The organism is Winogradskyella psychrotolerans (assembly GCF_018860565.1).
Classification (GTDB): Bacteria; Bacteroidota; Bacteroidia; order Flavobacteriales; family Flavobacteriaceae; genus Winogradskyella; species Winogradskyella damuponensis.
On the sequence record NZ_JAHKPS010000022.1, the window covers coordinates 488386 to 503710 of the forward strand.

Genomic DNA, 15325 nt, shown 5'->3' on the forward strand with positions numbered 1-15325 from the left:
GTATTAGACTGATTTTCAACAAATATAATTATATTGATTTGCTAACGAAAGTATTTTCTACATATTAAAGCGCAATAATATCAACATATTTACATTATATTTAAAATTGAAATAAATAAACTAATGACATTCAGCTTAAACCGAAATGTAATCCGTTGGATTATAATTGCGTCTTCCTTTATTATTATATCTCTCATTTTATGGAATACTTATACGTTTTTTCAAAATTTTAAGGCAGAAGAACGTAATAAAATGAAAACATGGACTTTTGCTTATCCTGAATATTCTAAGTTTTTTTATCAAGATGATGCTGAATTAAATTTGGTTGCAGATAAAGTTGTTGCAGATACTACAGTTACAACTCCAATGCTACTTTTAGATGAAAATGATAGAATTTTAAGTCATAGAAATATTGATAGTACATTAATTAAAAGTCCTAAGGATATAATAAAAACACTGAACGACTTAATGTCACAAAACGATCCTATATCGGTAACTTTAAAGGATGATAAAAAGGGGAAATTGTATTATGGTAATTCCCCCTTATTAAATAAATTAAAATACTATCCTTTAGCTTTGTTGTTAATTATATTGCTTTTTGCAGCTGTCGTTTATTTCTTTTATAGAAGCTCAAAAATTGCTGACCAAAATAAACTTTGGACAGGAATGGCAAAGGAAACGGCACATCAAATAGGTACGCCTTTGTCTTCATTAGTGGGTTGGACAGAAATTTTAAAGACCGAAAATGTAAACCCAGATTATATTATAGAAATTGAAAAAGACATTGATAGACTTCAAACTATAACTGAACGTTTTAGTAAAATTGGCTCTGCACCAACGCTTAGAATAATGGATATTGTTGCGGTGACTAAATCATCTTATGAGTATCTTAAATTACGATCTTCTAAACTTATTAATTTTGAAATTATAATTCCAGATAGAGAAATACAAGTTAACTTAAATGAACAGCTTTTTAGTTGGACGATTGAGAATTTAGTGAAAAATGCCATTGATGCCATGAAAGGTAAAGGGGATTTAAAACTTGAGTTAACGCAGCTAGAAAGTAGAGTTTACATTAACATATCTGATACCGGAAAAGGCATCCCAAAAGCGTCATTTACTAAAATTTTTGAACCAGGCTATACTACAAAAAAACGTGGTTGGGGACTTGGACTCTCTTTAGCCAAACGTATTGTTGAAGACTACCACAATGGAAAAATAAAAGTGTTGACTTCAGAATTAGGAAAAGGAACAACGATACAAATTATATTAAAACAAATTTAGATTATAATTTATCGGTAAAAAAGAGGAGTGTAGTTTCTAGTAAACAATAAGTTAGCATTTTTATTTTAAATTAAAAATATCAAAATTTTAGTTTAAATTTGGGCATGAATTCGTCACGATTTTTCACTTTAAAAGAAGCTAGAATAGGTAATAACTGTCCAGAATGTTATTCTAATGATAGTTTGGAACTTACGTTTAAGCAAAAATTAACAGAAACCAGGTTCTATAAAGCGATTACAGATGAGACAATAAGTGAAATTCGTTGTCTTAATTGTGATGTGCAAATTTTTCCAATTCGATGGACAGATGAAATAGAGCAAGTTGTAAATTACCATAAAAGAGCACTTAAAACAAAATCTAAGTCTACTAAACTAAAACCCATTGCTTGGGGTTTAATGGCTTTTGGAATTATTGTATTAATTGCAATTATTTTATTTGCAACAGGAGTATTTTTATAACTAAGTATTACAAATAAGATCCAATTTTTTCGGCAATAGCCTTAAATTCTTCAGGTGTTACTTTTTGTTTGTTTGTAAAACGTGCATCGTCCATAGTATGCAACGGAATTAAATGCACATGTACATGCGGTACTTCTAAGCCAATTACAGACATGCCCACACGCTCACAAGGGATGGCTTGTTCTAGAGCAATTGCAACACGACGTGAAAATTTCATTAAGCCCAGGTAAGTTGCTTCGTCTAAATCAAAAATTTTATTGACTTCTTTTTTGGGAATACATAAGGTATGTCCTTTAGAATTTGGATTAATGTCTAAAAACGCAAAGAAATCTTCAGTTTCGGCGACTTTATACGATGGTATTTCACCTGAAATTATTTTTGTAAAAATAGTGGCCATAATCTAGTAATTATTGTCTTCTATAAATATAAAAAGATTCCTGTAATGAGGAATCTTTTTTATAGTATTAGTTTGGTATTTTAATTAAAACATGATTATTGTTACCTAGAAATTTCTAGAATATCAAATTTCATTATACCACTTGGCACTTGTATTTCGGCAGTATCTCCTACAGATTTACCTAATAAACCTTTTCCAATAGGCGAATTTACTGAGATTTTACCACTAGCTAAATCGGCTTCACTTTCGGCGACCAAAGTATAAGTCATTTCCATGCCGTTGATTTGGTTTTTAATTTTAACTTTTGATAGGGCTAAAACTTTAGTTAAATCTAATTGCGACTCATCAATAACTCTTGCGCCAGACAAAGTTTCTTCCATTTTAGAAATTTTCATCTCTAGCATACCTTGCGCTTCTTTCGCAGCATCATACTCTGCGTTTTCACTTAAATCGCCTTTGTCTCTAGCTTCTGCAATTGCTTGTGATGCCTTAGGACGTTCCACATCTTTAAGATGGTTTAACTCTTCTCTTAATTTTTTTAAACCTTCAGCTGTGTAATAAGATACTTTACTCATAATTTAATCGTTTTAAATATAACGAATTCTAATTAGCAGATTCCTTATCATTTTTGAGCCTGTCTGAAAATCAGACAGGCTCAAAAATGACTGTAGATAATATACTTCTTAGAAGCTCGTTATTCTATAATTATAATGTTAGCATAAAAAAAACCTCGCGCTGACGAGATTACTATGCAAATATATAAAATATTTACTGTATTGTTGAATTAATAGTAAATTGCGAATCAAAAATTGAAGTTAGAATTCATGAAAAATGTTAATAATTTAAAAGCTGAATAAGAAAACGAGTGTTCTCGTGGCTTTAGACGATTTTGTTTTTCAATTCACTAAATTTCAAACTTTTAAAAAAAGAATTAAAACTGTGAAGAAATTATTTTTAATCCTAAGTTGTATTGTTATTTTAGGTTGTAGAGAGAAAGATCCAATATATAATTGTAACTATTTGCTTGATGTTGGAGTGAATCTAACAGTAAACCTTAACCTTCCTCAATTTAATCAGCTTTTGTTTCCTGTAAATGCTATTAGAGTTGATGGTTATGGGAATAACGGAATTATTTTGGTGAGAACTAATGCGAATTCAATTTTAGCTTGGGATGGTTCTGACCCAAACCATACAGCTTCGTCTTGTTCTAAATTAACAATTGTAGGTTTAAATGCCGTTTGTGGTTGTGATGATGGTAACGAGTATAGCTTAGTTACTGGGACAGCAATAGGCGATAATCCTCAACCCTGTACGTTAAAGCCATACAGAGTTGAGCCTATCGGTAATAATACATATTTAGTTAGTAACTAAAACTTTAAGGTTACTCCTACTAAAAAGTTAGTGGTTGCTTGCGGGTAAAAACCAGCTCCTTCAATAGTTGCAATACTTCCTGGGTTAGACCAGCTGTCATCATACGTGTAATAATAGCCATTAGACACATATTTTACATTGAAAATATTATTGACTAAACCTGAAAATACAATAGCATCAAAAACAGATGCTGTTTTTAAAGTATAATTAATGTTGAAATCGTTAATAAAGAAACTGTCTAGCTTTGATAAGTCTGCTTCAGTATTACTCATAAATTGTTCGCCAACATATTTACTTAATAAAGACATTTGTAGATTCTCAATAGGTTGAAAAACGATGGCATTAGCCGCAACAAAACTTGGTGAAAATGAAATGTCTGTATTGTTTAAATTTTGTGATTCTCCATCAAAAGAGAAGCTTAACTCATCTACTTTATTAGCGCTGATTGTCATATTTGGTTGTAGGGTTAATTTAGACGTTATAGGAACAATGGCTTCTAGTTCCAAACCTATACGGTAACTCTTATCTACATTTTGTCTTATAGGATTTCCTACATCATCAGATTCTCCGGTGAGTACTAACTGATCTTTGTAAAACATAAAGTATGTGTTTGCACTAAAGTTAAAATTGTTCTTTTTATGTCTCCAGCCTAATTCAAAATCATTAAGCTGCTCTGGTTTTATACTTTGATCAACTTCAAAATCGGTTCGGTTTGGTTCTCTGTTGGCTCTAGCATAAGAGAAGTAGAGGTCATTGTTAGTATTTAAAGAATAGGTGATTCCAGCTTTTGGGTTAAAAAATGTAAAATCTTTATCTACAGCAAACTCTACAAGATCAGACGTTGTACCCGTTGTTTTGTAAGTAACATTTCTAACTTGTAAATCTCCGTATAAACTTATTTTTTCGTTGAGTCTATAATTGGCTTTAGTAAACATAGATAAATCGTTTTTTATACTATTTCCATCATAATAACGATCTCTAATTTCAGTTTGACTAGCGTATTCTGCCCAAATCACTTCACCAAAATGGTCACCATCGTAATGACTATAAGAACCACCAAAAATTAAATTAAGATTGTCGTCTTTATAGCTAGCGTTAGCATTGATAACATAAAAATCATTGTCTAACCAGCGTCTTCTAATTAAATCGGTTTCATCAATGATTTCCCCATTGAAATCTATAGGTTCAAAGCCATAATCGTCAAAGCTTTCGTCTTCTTTGTATTGTTCAAAATACCCTTGACCTTTGGTGTAGTTTAAGCCTAATGTGGTTGACCATTGGTTGTTGTAGCGCTGATTCCAATGTAATTGGTAGTGATCTTGGCTATAATTATCGACTTCATTATCGTAAAACTGTATATCACCATTATCATCGGTGTATTCACCTGCTGTATTATACGTACGGTCGTCTTTTAGTTTCTCTAAATCCTCTAAGCCATTCCAAGACTGATACGTGACTTCCTTACCACCAAAAGTGATGGCTTTAATTAAGGTGTTGTCATCTACATAAGACCCTTGTAAAAAATAGGATTTTAAATCTGCCGAAGCACGATCAATATAACCGTCTGAGGCAATATTAGACAGACGACCAGCAATTTCAATGTGGTCATTGATTAGACCTGTGCTGAATTTTACAGTATGTTTTCTCGTGTTATAACTTCCAAAAGAATTTGCAATTTCCCCTGAAGCTTCATTTGAAACGGCATCGGTTAACACATTAATACTAGCTCCAAAAGCACCAGAACCATTGGTAGAGGTCCCCACACCACGTTGTAATTGTAGACTTTCTGTTGAAGAGGCAAAATCTCCTAAATTAACCCAAAACGTTCCTAATGATTCCGCATCATTATACGGAATACCGTTGATAGTAATATTGGTAGATTGCGAGCTTACACCACGAACTCTAATACCAGTGTAACCAATTCCGGCACCCGCATCCGTAGTCGTTACTACCGAAGGTAAGAAGTTCAATAACATCGGAATGTCTTGTCCTAAGTTACGTTTAGCTAAAGCTTCTTTGGTCACATTAGAATGCGTAATTGGCGATTTAGCATCAACCCTGACAGCTCTTACTAGAACTTCGTCTAGTTTTTCAACTTTAGTAGAGTCTTGTTGTTTTTCTTGTCCATAAACTGAACAAATACCTAAAAATGCAATTGAAAGTGTTAATCTCTGCCTACTTTTTTTTGAGAGATTGTTGAATAAAATTTTCATACGACTATAGTATTATAATCGAATAAAAAGAGGTCATTATTCTTGGTTAATAATTAATTATTGTGAGCTTATAACAGCTGTTATTTGGCCTTGTTATTTCTTATTTTGAATTTTTTTGCGCAGCATTAGGCGATATTAAATTCAGAAGTAAAAAATAAACATTGAAAACCTTATAGCACCTGCCAAAAACATCCAAAAAGGACATTTTCTTTGCGCTCGTTTCCTAAACAGCATTACCTGTTCTAGGTTCAATGGGTATGATCTCAGCCACTTATTGGCACCCCTTTATTGAGAACGCGGCAAAGATATAACGGATTTTAGAATTACTAATGACGAATTTTGATTTTTTTTTTTTTGACACAAAAACGTCGGGTAAGATGGTGTAAACGTAAAGCTTTGAGGTTCTAATATTTTAGTGGAAAGGATTGAGCGTTTACTCAAGTGTTGGAGGCTTCCGATTTGCTTTTTTATCAGCATGGATACGCTTATTTTTTAAGCGTTTCTTTTTAACGCCTCTAGGAATTCTTGTTGGAATACGTATTTTCTCTTCTTTTAAACCTTCTTCAATCAATTCTATAAAGCGTTGTGTGACTAAAGCTTTGTTTCTAAATTGGCTTCGGCTTTCATCGCAAGCTAAAATTAAAATACCATCCTTTGTTAATCTATTGCTGAAGAATTCTGAAAGCTTTTGTTGCGTTTCTTGGTTAAAAACAGATGTGTTTTTGAGATCGAAGTATAATTCGGCTTTAGAAGACACCTTATTTACATGTTGTCCTCCGCTTCCCGAGCTTCGAACGTATTTATAGGTTAATTCAGATTTAAGTAAGGTTACATCCACTATTCTTTAATTTGATGTGGTGATTTTAATAAATCGTTTACTGTTTTTACGGGGTTAAAAGTAATAATAGGAACTTCAACAAAAATAGTATTCCAATGTGCCATACTTCCATTCCAAAGTCCAGGTAATTCTAAGGCTTTTAAATCCTTACCATTTTTAGTTTTTTGAGTTATAAAAGCGGCATTGTGATCGACATAATTTTCTAAATTAAACTTTTCACCTTTATAGTTTTTTACGCCACAAACTAAATCTACAGGATTAAAATGCGTAGCGTTTTTAAGAATTTCTTCTTGTTTTGGATCTTTTAAATTGATTTGTGCCGACTCTACTATTTGAAGTGATTGGTTAGATTTATGATCTTTTACCCAGAAAGGACCACCACCAGGCTCCCCTTCATTTTTTACCATACCACAAATTCGAATCGGACGGTTTAGTTTTTCATGTAAGTATTCAATTTTATAATAATCAGTATATTTTTTATACTCATCAGATATTTTAATACTTAATTCTTCCGTTATAAAATGTTCAATGGCTGCTAAATTATCTTCCGTAATGTTTTCAGAATCTAAATCGTGTAAATATTCAAATGCTTTAGATTGCAATTTTAAAAGAATTCCCGCGAGTATTTTTTTATAGGTAGCAACCTCTTCTTTATATTTATAAACAACAACATTATCTATGTTTTTAACAAAAATAATATCAGCATCGAGTGCATTTAAATTTTTTAATAAGGCTCCATGTCCAGAGGGTCTAAATAATATTGAGCCATCTTTGTCCCGAAAGGGTTTGTTGTTTAAAGTTACAGCAATTGTATCTGTTGATTTTTGTTGATATGAAAAAGAAATATCGAATTTAACACCTGTGTTTTGCTCAATATCTTGTTGGATTTTTTTAAATTCTTTTTTGAATTTGTTTTGATGATCTTCTGAAATGGTAAAATGCAACTTAGCTAAGCCGTTACTTGATGCATACAAAGCAGCTTCGTATAAATGTTCTTCAAAAGCTGTAGATATATGATTTTTTTTATACTGATGAAAAGGTAATAAGCCTTTAGGTTGATTTCCAAAATTTAATTGATCTTGATCTAGCATGGCCTTTGCAAATTGCCATACTTTTTCTGTATTAGGCAAGGTTTTAAAATCTATGTTTTTAGATTTTAACAGTTTTAAAACTTGATTGTAAAACGGAAATTTTTCCATTCCAACCATAAAAAGAGATAATTCTCTAAGGTTATTTCTATTGATGTAAGAATTGAGCGATTGCTCATTGGAATTATATTGGTTAACAAATTGAAATAGAAATTTAAACATTCTAGTTGCTGCACCAGATGCTGGAACAAATTTTAATAACGATTTGTTGTCTTTTTCTTTTTCAAATAAGGAAATATATTCTTCAATTAAAGTATCGTTTAATACCGTAATGCCATTGTTAATAGTCGCGGCCTTTGAAATGTTTGTATACGGAATTCCAGTTTCGAAAATTTGAATCTGTTTTTTTACAACATCTAAGTTTAAATCTTTAGATTCGATTTGTTTTATGTCTTTTTTGGTAAACTTCATAATTTGTTCAATAGTAGGTTGTCAATATGTTGTATGGCAATTTTAAGACGTTTCTCTTTACTTCCTTTTAATAAAATATAAGGTTTATTATGTGTTTTTAGAGTGGTTTCAAAAGCATTAAACATACGTTCGCGTTCATTGGGTTTGTCTCTTAGGTCATCAGCTTCCCACGGGGTGTCAATATAGGTTAAAAAGTAAATATCGTAAGAGTTTTTTAGAGCATGTGCTTCTAAAATCGGGTCACATGTTCCTGAGTAATAAACTTCGCTATAAACTTTAGTTTCAAGTAAATCGGTGTCGCAAATTAAAACAGAATCTGTTTTTTTAGCTAATTTGTTTTCGAGATTCATCTGGCCAATTGCAATGGGCAATAAATCTTTAGGTTCACATGTTTTGCGTTCGTTGTTCCATTTATCTTGTAAATATTCACGAGCATATTCTGGCACCCAAACGGAGTTATAGTGTCTGGCTAGTTGTTGAGATAATGTTGTTTTACCTGTAGACTCTGGGCCAAATAATACTACTTTTATGCAGTTGCTAGCTTGTTGTTTAAGCTTTTTTTCCATGCTAAATAACCAAATATTGCTATAACTGTAAATCCTAAATATTGAAAACTTGTGAATGTGAATCCTTTATACAAATATAAAGGTACAGAAATCACATCGCCAATAATCCAGAAGATCCAATTTTCTATTTTTTTCCTTGCCATTAACCACATACCTACAAAAAATATAGCTGTTGTTATGGTATCTACATAAGCTACCCAGCCATTCCATTTGTCAAAGCTTTTATATACAATGAATACAAATACTAAGGTTGCTATGAATATGGCAAGGCTTAGTATTTTTTCTTTATTAGTAGTTTTTGATATTTGAGTAACGTGTGTGGCATCTACTTTACGTGTCCATATATACCAACCATAAACACTCATACAGAAGTAGTAAGCGTTGATCATCATATCTCCAAGGAGTTCCCATTTTAGTAGTAGGTAAACAAAAATCAGCGTGCTTATCATTCCTGTTGGGAAAACAAGAAGTTTATTCTGTTTGGAATACCAAACCGATAAAAAACCAAAAATAACGGCTACAATTTCTAAAACAATATCAGTGGTTTCATAATCAGAATATTGCGAAAAAAGAAAATCAAAAATGTGGTTCATAGTCGCTTCGGTCTGTTTTTACAATTTTCATTTGTAATACGGCAATATCAATTTCTGAAAATGAACGTTTTATTTCTTGAGTTAAAAACGGCATTAATGTATCGTAATTACCATAAATTTGAGTACTCAAAGGGTTTTCTAAAACCGTGAATTCTGAAGCTCGTAAGTGTTTTATAAAATCAATAATATGAGGTTCGTAATCGTCTTTTAATGGAGATAATTGTAATTCGATGGATATTTTCATTGTCCTTGTCTTAACTATTTATTAGTTGTGTATTTGCTGTTTTTTCAATTTATCAAAAAAGGCTTCGTTATCTTCAAACGCAGTTCCAATGACGACGATATCTGCTCCTGATTTGTAGGCCGCTTCTATTTCTGTTTTGGTTCTTATACCTCCACCAACGATTAGAGGGATGTTTAATTGTTGTTTAACTTCGGAAATAATATGAGGCTCAATAGCATGTGTTGCGCCACTACCAGCTTCGAGATAGATAAGTTTCATGCCTAATAATTCTCCTGCTTTTGCGGTATCTTTAATGGTTTGAAGGTCTTTTCGTTGTATGGGTTTTGTTTCACTTACACGTTGTACGGCCGTTTCTTTTCCATTTTCAATAAGCAAATAACCTGTTGGAATAATTTCAAGATTGGTCTTGGCCAGTTTTGAAACAGCTTCGACTTGTTTTCCTATTAAATAATCAGGATTTCGACCAGAAATTAAGGATAAAAATAAGATTCCATCGGCTTTGTCTGTTATTTGAATGACGTCACCAGGAAATAAAACTACTGGTAGATTGGTGTATTTTTTTACCTCAATAACTAAGGAGTCTGTTAAGCCTTCATCAACTTCACTTCCTCCAACAAAAATATGAGTTGCTATCGATTGGTTTACTTTAGAGATAAAACGAGAAGCATCATTAAGATTCATCTTATCAGGATCAATCAAAACGGCTAATAATTTTTCATCTTTAGCTTTTGAAGCGGTTATATTTTTATAAATACTATTCATTAAGGAATGACATAAGCACAAGTAAAACCTTCAAATTCTAAAAACGCTGTATGGTATCTATATTTTTTGTTTTTATAATCTATCCACGCTACTGTGCAACCATCTTCTAGCATAAACGGGATGACTAAAAAATGGTCTTTAAATAACATGCCAGGAGTAGCAAAAAGTTTGTAAAGGGATTCTTTTATTCCCCAAATGACGGTAAGTTTATTAATATAATCTTCGTCCGTAGGTTTTACATAATTAGATTCATAATCGACAAACTTATGTGCAATAATTCCTATCTTTTCACGCTGTTTTTCAATATCAATACCAACTTCAGCATCACTTATAATGACTCCAGAAAATGTAAATGAATGTGTTATAGAAATGTGTTTACCATCTTTAAGATGCGGTTTTCCGTTTTCGTCATAATATAAATCCTGATCTGTGTATCCAAACTCGTGCAATAAATGTCTAACGCTTAAAAAACCACGTTGATGTAACTCACTTTTCATGCTTAACACACGTTGTAAACTTTGTGGTTTTAAATCTAAGGGTTGAAATAATGCGTCGTAAGATTCTTCAATCTTCCAGATTTTAACAGTAGTTTGTGAATTTACACTAATGGATTTGTATAGTGGCATTTAGAATTATGAATGTTATTGATTATCTTTGCATCGCCTAAGGCGGATTAAGCGTTTTTTAGATAAGCGAATTTAACTATTTAAGTGTTAACCCCAAAGGTGTTTCAAAATATATAAACAAAGAAAATAATATGAGTACAAAAACAGTTGCTTACGTACCTAATAAGGTAAAGGATATGTCGCTTGCGGCTTGGGGAAGAAAAGAAATTGAATTGGCTGAAGCAGAAATGCCAGGCTTAATGAGTTTACGTGAAGAGTATAAAAATGAGCAACCTTTAAAAGGAGCACGAATTGCTGGTTGTCTACATATGACAATTCAAACGGCAGTTTTAATAGAAACTTTACAAGCTCTTGGTGCTGAAGTAACTTGGAGTTCTTGTAATATTTTCTCTACGCAAGATCAAGCTGCTGCTGCAATTGCAGATGCAGGAACAGCTGTGTATGCATGGAAAGACATGACAGAAGAAGAATTTGATTGGTGTATTGAGCAAACATTATTCTTTGGTGAAGATCGTAAACCATTAAACATGATTTTAGATGATGGTGGTGATTTAACCAATATGGTTTTAGATAAATACCCAGAGTTATCTGCTGGAATTAAAGGTTTATCTGAAGAAACGACAACGGGAGTTCACAGACTTTATGAGCGTGTTAAAAATGGTACATTAACAATGCCAGCAATTAACGTAAACGATTCTGTAACAAAATCTAAGTTTGATAATAAATATGGTTGTAAGGAATCTGCAGTAGATGCTATTCGTCGTGCAACAGATATTATGTTAGCTGGTAAACGTGTTACTGTTTGTGGTTATGGTGATGTTGGTAAAGGTACAGCGGCTTCTTTTAAAGGTGCTGGTTCTATTGTAACTGTTACTGAAATTGATCCTATTTGTGCTTTACAAGCTGCTATGGATGGTTTTGAAGTAAAGAAATTAGAAACTGTTGTTACTAATTCAGATATCATTATTACAACTACTGGAAATAAAGATATTGTACGTGCAGAGCATTTTGAAGCCATGAAAGACAAAACGATTGTTTGTAATATTGGTCATTTTGATAACGAAATTCAAATGGATTGGTTAAATAAAAACTATGGTAACACTAAAGATACGATTAAGCCACAAGTAGATAAGTATAACATTAATGGGAAAGACATTATCATTCTTGCAGAAGGTCGTTTAGTAAACTTAGGTTGTGCAACTGGTCACCCAAGTTTTGTAATGAGTAATTCATTTACAAACCAAACTTTAGCGCAAATTGAACTTTGGAAAAACAGTGATAAGTATGACAATGACGTATACATGTTACCAAAGCATTTAGATGAAAAAGTGGCTAAATTACATTTAGAAAAAATAGGTGTTGAGTTAACGGAGTTAAAAGACTACCAAGCAGAATACATTGGTGTAACAGTTGAAGGTCCTTATAAGCCTGAGCATTACAGATACTAATAAATTCCTGCGCAAGCAGAAATCTTATAATCGAAAAATCCCAAGCATTAGTGTTTGGGATTTTTTTATTATAGTTACCTTTCAATAAAAAATTAAAATGAGTGCAGTTAATAGTACTGTTTTGCAAAAGAGATTAGATGTTTTAGAAGGTTTAATTCCTAAAAGTAAAGCTATAAACACAAGTGTTTCAAAAGCGAATGTGGCATGGCATATAGATCATAGTTTAAAAGTGATTAATGCTGTTGTGAAAAATATGCAGGATTCAGATCCAGCCTTGTATAAGGATAATTTTAGTTTGGTAGGTAAATTGTTATTGAAATTTAGATTCTTTCCAAGAGGAAAAGCAAAAGCTCCAAAATATGTGACACCGCCTGAAGTCATTTTAGAAGCTGATATTATATTACAATTAGCAGAAGCGAGAGCGCAGATAAAAACAATATCAAGTTTAGACAACAATGCTTATTTTAAACACCCTTTGTTTGGCAATGTAAATAAATCAAGAGTTGTACAATTCTTAGAAGCGCACACCAATCATCATTTAAAAATTGTGAAGAGTATATTGAAATAATTAGCTTATGAGGCTTATAGATTATCGATGTAGCGTTGAGGCAAATCAAATGTGATAGAACGGTATAGAGAAGCTTATATCAAGCTATAAAAAGCCCTCACAAGTTTAAACTTGTGAGGGCTTTTTAATTATATAAGTCGTTAACGAACGACAGAAGACTAAAGAACTGATTACTTTTTCTTCTTATTTCTTTTCTTCTTTTTCTTAGAGTTGTCGGTTTTAGGGTGAACCAATTTCATCTCATCAATCAGATGTTTTGCTCCAGCATATTTATCAACAATAAAAAGTACATAACGTAAATCTACCATAATGTTACGGCAGATTTCCGGATCGTAATTCATGTCACTCATAGTCCCTTCCCAAACACGGTCAAAGTTTAATCCAACTAAATTCCCATGAGCATCAATCGCAGGACTTCCTGAGTTTCCACCAGTTGTGTGATTCGTTCCTAAAAAGCAAACAGGTACTTTTCCGTTTTTATTAGCATATTGTCCATAATCTTTGGCTTCATATAGTTCAATTAATTTTTGAGGGACATCAAATTCGTAATCATCTGGAATGTATTTTTCAATGACGCCATCTAAATAGCTTACAGGATTGTAATACACAGCATCTCTTGGTGAATAGCCTCTTACCTGGCCGTAAGTGACACGAAGAGTACTATTTGCATCTGGAAAATAACGCTCGTTAGGTAAGGCTTCCATAAGTGCTGTCATATATTGTGTTTGCAATGCTGTTATAGGAGCATTTTTTTGTTGGTATTCAGCATCAATAGTATTGAAAAATTCTTCGATTATTGGTTTTGCATACGTATAAGCAGCATCGTTATTTAGATTTTTAATTACAGTCTCTGTATCACCTTCAAGTAATTGTAAAGCCGATTCTAAGTTGGTAAAAGCGGTTTCACCATATATTAATGAATTTACATTATTTGGTTGGTATAATTTCATCACATTTTCAAAAACACCTTTATCTAATTTTGCATCATAATTTTTATGAATACCTCTTAGTTGACCAGTTAAAACTTCTTTTCCTCTTTCTAGATTTTCAGGATTGGCAATTAAAGCTTGCTCAACTTGGTAAGCTCTAAAGGTCATTTGCATAAGCTCATTAGTCACTAAAAAGACTTCAATAAAGTTTCTGCGTTTAATGTTAATAGGGGCAAAATCTTTGTAAAGTCTATCAAATTCAGGAAGAATATTTCCGTATTTGTCTTCAAGTCCTTTTTCTTTTAAGGCTTTTGTGAATGTGGCTTCAAATTCGCGACGTTTTTCAACAGCATTACTTCTTTTAATACCTAAGTTTTCACCAATCCATTTTTTCCATGCATTAGCAATTCGCGCTTGTTTAGAGGCATATTTAATTCTAACGGCATCGCTTTCTTTCATTTTTTGATCAATGACTTTTAAAGCTGCTTCACGAATTGCAATGTTCGTAGGGTTGTAATCTTTTGTGATATGTTCTATCGCAACAGCTGGTAAATACTCACTTGTGGTTCCAGGGAAGCCAAACACCATAGTAAAATCGCCTTCTTCAACACCATCTAAAGAGATTGGAAGAAAATGTTTTGGCTTGTACGGTTTGTTGTCTTTGCTGTATTTTGCCGGACGATTATTAGCATCGGCGTAAATTCTGAACAAAGAAAAATCACCAGTATGTCTTGGGAATACCCAGTTGTCGGTGTCACTTCCAAACTTACCAATACTACTTGGCGGAGCACCAACCAAACGAATATCATCAAAACGTTCTGTAACAAAAAGGAAATATTGATTGCCTTCGTAAAAAGCTTTTGTTTTTACATCTTGCCACGATTCTCTTGGCCATGTTTTCATGGCTGCATTACTGTTTTTAGAAATTAGAGATTGCTTTTCTGTTTCAGTCATGGTATCGGTAATACCTTTTAAAACCACTTCTGAAACATCGTGTATACTCACAATAAATTCAATAAATAAACTATTATTTGGTAATTCTTCTTCCAAATTCATGGCCCAAAATCCATCTTTTAAATAATCGTTTTCTAATGATGAATGGGATTGAATTTGACCATAACCACAGTGGTGATTAGTAAGTACTAAACCTTGATCAGAAATGACCTCACTAGTACAACCACCATTAAAATGACCAATGGCATCTTTTAAGCTTGAATGGTTAACATCATAAATATCTTGAGCGGTTAATTTACTGCCCAAATTTTGCATTTCGTCTTCATTCATACCTTCTAAAAGTGAAGGAATCCACATACCGCCTTGTTGGGCAGAAGCTTGAAAAACAACGAAAAGAAAAAGAATTTTTAATAAGCGCATGATTAATATTTTATTAGTTTTTGTAAAGATAGAAAAGCTTGTTTTATATCTTTAATGTTTTTGTATATAAAGACTACTTTTTATGAAACGAACAT

16 protein-coding genes are annotated in these 15325 nt (G+C 32.4%); 5 read left to right on the top strand and 11 right to left on the bottom strand.

Translation table 11 applies throughout. From position 1 onward, the window contains the following. Nucleotides 1-123 precede the first annotated feature (123 nt). Nucleotides 124-1284, top strand: coding sequence for a sensor histidine kinase (locus KO504_RS11070; protein WP_215926852.1), 1161 nt, complete (start codon nt 124-126; stop codon nt 1282-1284). A gap of 104 nt (nt 1285-1388) precedes the next feature. Then, complete coding sequence (locus KO504_RS11075; protein WP_215926854.1) at nt 1389-1742, top strand: hypothetical protein; 354 nt, start codon at nt 1389-1391, stop codon at nt 1740-1742. Nucleotides 1743-1749: 7 nt separating this feature from the next. Here KO504_RS11075 and KO504_RS11080 read toward each other — a convergent pair whose 3' ends face one another. Together KO504_RS11080 and greA are read right to left on the bottom strand one after the other, a co-directional pair. After that, nucleotides 1750-2139, bottom strand: coding sequence for an HIT family protein (locus tag KO504_RS11080; protein ID WP_215926856.1), 390 nt, complete (start codon nt 2137-2139; stop codon nt 1750-1752). Between the two features lie 101 nt (nt 2140-2240). Then, on the bottom strand, nt 2241-2714 hold the full coding sequence (gene greA / locus KO504_RS11085; protein WP_215926858.1) for a transcription elongation factor GreA: 474 nt from the start codon (nt 2712-2714) through the stop codon (nt 2241-2243). A gap of 364 nt (nt 2715-3078) precedes the next feature. Here greA and KO504_RS11090 point away from each other — a divergent pair, with 364 nt between their 5' ends. Further along, nucleotides 3079-3510: a hypothetical protein gene (locus KO504_RS11090; RefSeq protein ID WP_215926859.1), complete on the top strand. Its 432-nt coding sequence runs from the start codon at nt 3079-3081 to the stop codon at nt 3508-3510. Here the strand turns inward: KO504_RS11090 and KO504_RS11095 are convergent. The 8 genes from KO504_RS11095 to KO504_RS11130 form a co-directional block, all read right to left on the bottom strand. Beyond that, nucleotides 3507-5723, bottom strand: a complete 2217-nt coding sequence (locus tag KO504_RS11095; RefSeq protein WP_215926860.1) for a TonB-dependent receptor — start codon at nt 5721-5723, stop codon at nt 3507-3509. The two genes, KO504_RS11090 and KO504_RS11095, sit on opposite strands and share 4 nt — an antisense overlap. A gap of 433 nt (nt 5724-6156) precedes the next feature. Further along, the gene (arfB, locus tag KO504_RS11100) at nt 6157-6561 is read right to left on the bottom strand and encodes an alternative ribosome rescue aminoacyl-tRNA hydrolase ArfB (protein WP_215926861.1); all 405 of its coding nucleotides are present in this window, start codon (nt 6559-6561) and stop codon (nt 6157-6159) included. Beyond that, nucleotides 6561-8120 carry a DUF4301 family protein gene (locus tag KO504_RS11105; RefSeq protein WP_215926862.1) on the bottom strand — a complete coding sequence of 520 codons (1560 nt, stop codon included), beginning with the start codon at nt 8118-8120 and terminating at the stop codon, nt 6561-6563. The genes arfB and KO504_RS11105 overlap by 1 nt, the downstream gene beginning before the upstream one ends. Continuing rightward, entirely contained in the window at nt 8117-8686 is a 570-nt protein-coding gene (locus KO504_RS11110) for an AAA family ATPase (RefSeq protein WP_215926863.1), read from the bottom strand. The genes KO504_RS11105 and KO504_RS11110 overlap by 4 nt, the downstream gene beginning before the upstream one ends. Next, the gene (gene pnuC / locus KO504_RS11115) at nt 8647-9279 is read right to left on the bottom strand and encodes a nicotinamide riboside transporter PnuC (RefSeq protein WP_215926864.1); all 633 of its coding nucleotides are present in this window, start codon (nt 9277-9279) and stop codon (nt 8647-8649) included. The genes KO504_RS11110 and pnuC overlap by 40 nt, the downstream gene beginning before the upstream one ends. Next, on the bottom strand, nt 9263-9523 hold the full coding sequence (locus KO504_RS11120; RefSeq protein ID WP_215926865.1) for a hypothetical protein: 261 nt from the start codon (nt 9521-9523) through the stop codon (nt 9263-9265). The genes pnuC and KO504_RS11120 overlap by 17 nt, the downstream gene beginning before the upstream one ends. Before the next feature lie 21 nt (nt 9524-9544). Continuing rightward, on the bottom strand, nt 9545-10285 hold the full coding sequence (locus KO504_RS11125; protein ID WP_215926866.1) for a geranylgeranylglyceryl/heptaprenylglyceryl phosphate synthase: 741 nt from the start codon (nt 10283-10285) through the stop codon (nt 9545-9547). After that, on the bottom strand, nt 10285-10911 hold the full coding sequence (locus KO504_RS11130; protein WP_215926867.1) for a 4'-phosphopantetheinyl transferase family protein: 627 nt from the start codon (nt 10909-10911) through the stop codon (nt 10285-10287). Before KO504_RS11130 ends, KO504_RS11125 begins: the two co-directional genes overlap by 1 nt. Nucleotides 10912-11042: 131 nt before the next feature. Between KO504_RS11130 and ahcY the strand changes: the two genes are divergently transcribed. Both ahcY and KO504_RS11140 read left to right on the top strand, forming a co-directional pair. After that, nucleotides 11043-12359: an adenosylhomocysteinase gene (gene ahcY / locus KO504_RS11135; protein WP_215926869.1), complete on the top strand. Its 1317-nt coding sequence runs from the start codon at nt 11043-11045 to the stop codon at nt 12357-12359. A gap of 97 nt (nt 12360-12456) precedes the next feature. Next, nucleotides 12457-12927, top strand: coding sequence for a DUF1569 domain-containing protein (locus KO504_RS11140; RefSeq protein ID WP_215926871.1), 471 nt, complete (start codon nt 12457-12459; stop codon nt 12925-12927). Nucleotides 12928-13097: 170 nt separating this feature from the next. Here the strand turns inward: KO504_RS11140 and KO504_RS11145 are convergent, their stop codons facing one another. Beyond that, entirely contained in the window at nt 13098-15230 is a 2133-nt protein-coding gene (locus tag KO504_RS11145) for a S46 family peptidase (RefSeq protein ID WP_215926873.1), read from the bottom strand. Between the last annotated feature and the right edge of the window lie 95 nt (nt 15231-15325).

Coding starts and splice junctions, on each gene's coding strand:
- KO504_RS11070 (WP_215926852.1), top strand. CDS start 124: ATGACATTCAGCTTAAACCGAAATGTAATCCGTTGGATTATAATTGCG.
- KO504_RS11075 (WP_215926854.1), top strand. CDS start 1,389: ATGAATTCGTCACGATTTTTCACTTTAAAAGAAGCTAGAATAGGTAAT.
- KO504_RS11080 (WP_215926856.1), bottom strand. CDS start 2,139: ATGGCCACTATTTTTACAAAAATAATTTCAGGTGAAATACCATCGTAT.
- greA (WP_215926858.1), bottom strand. CDS start 2,714: ATGAGTAAAGTATCTTATTACACAGCTGAAGGTTTAAAAAAATTAAGA.
- KO504_RS11095 (WP_215926860.1), bottom strand. CDS start 5,723: ATGAAAATTTTATTCAACAATCTCTCAAAAAAAAGTAGGCAGAGATTA.
- KO504_RS11105 (WP_215926862.1), bottom strand. CDS start 8,120: ATGAAGTTTACCAAAAAAGACATAAAACAAATCGAATCTAAAGATTTA.
- KO504_RS11110 (WP_215926863.1), bottom strand. CDS start 8,686: ATGGAAAAAAAGCTTAAACAACAAGCTAGCAACTGCATAAAAGTAGTA.
- pnuC (WP_215926864.1), bottom strand. CDS start 9,279: ATGAACCACATTTTTGATTTTCTTTTTTCGCAATATTCTGATTATGAA.
- KO504_RS11120 (WP_215926865.1), bottom strand. CDS start 9,523: ATGAAAATATCCATCGAATTACAATTATCTCCATTAAAAGACGATTAC.
- KO504_RS11125 (WP_215926866.1), bottom strand. CDS start 10,285: ATGAATAGTATTTATAAAAATATAACCGCTTCAAAAGCTAAAGATGAA.
- KO504_RS11130 (WP_215926867.1), bottom strand. CDS start 10,911: ATGCCACTATACAAATCCATTAGTGTAAATTCACAAACTACTGTTAAA.
- ahcY (WP_215926869.1), top strand. CDS start 11,043: ATGAGTACAAAAACAGTTGCTTACGTACCTAATAAGGTAAAGGATATG.
- KO504_RS11140 (WP_215926871.1), top strand. CDS start 12,457: ATGAGTGCAGTTAATAGTACTGTTTTGCAAAAGAGATTAGATGTTTTA.
- KO504_RS11145 (WP_215926873.1), bottom strand. CDS start 15,230: ATGCGCTTATTAAAAATTCTTTTTCTTTTCGTTGTTTTTCAAGCTTCT.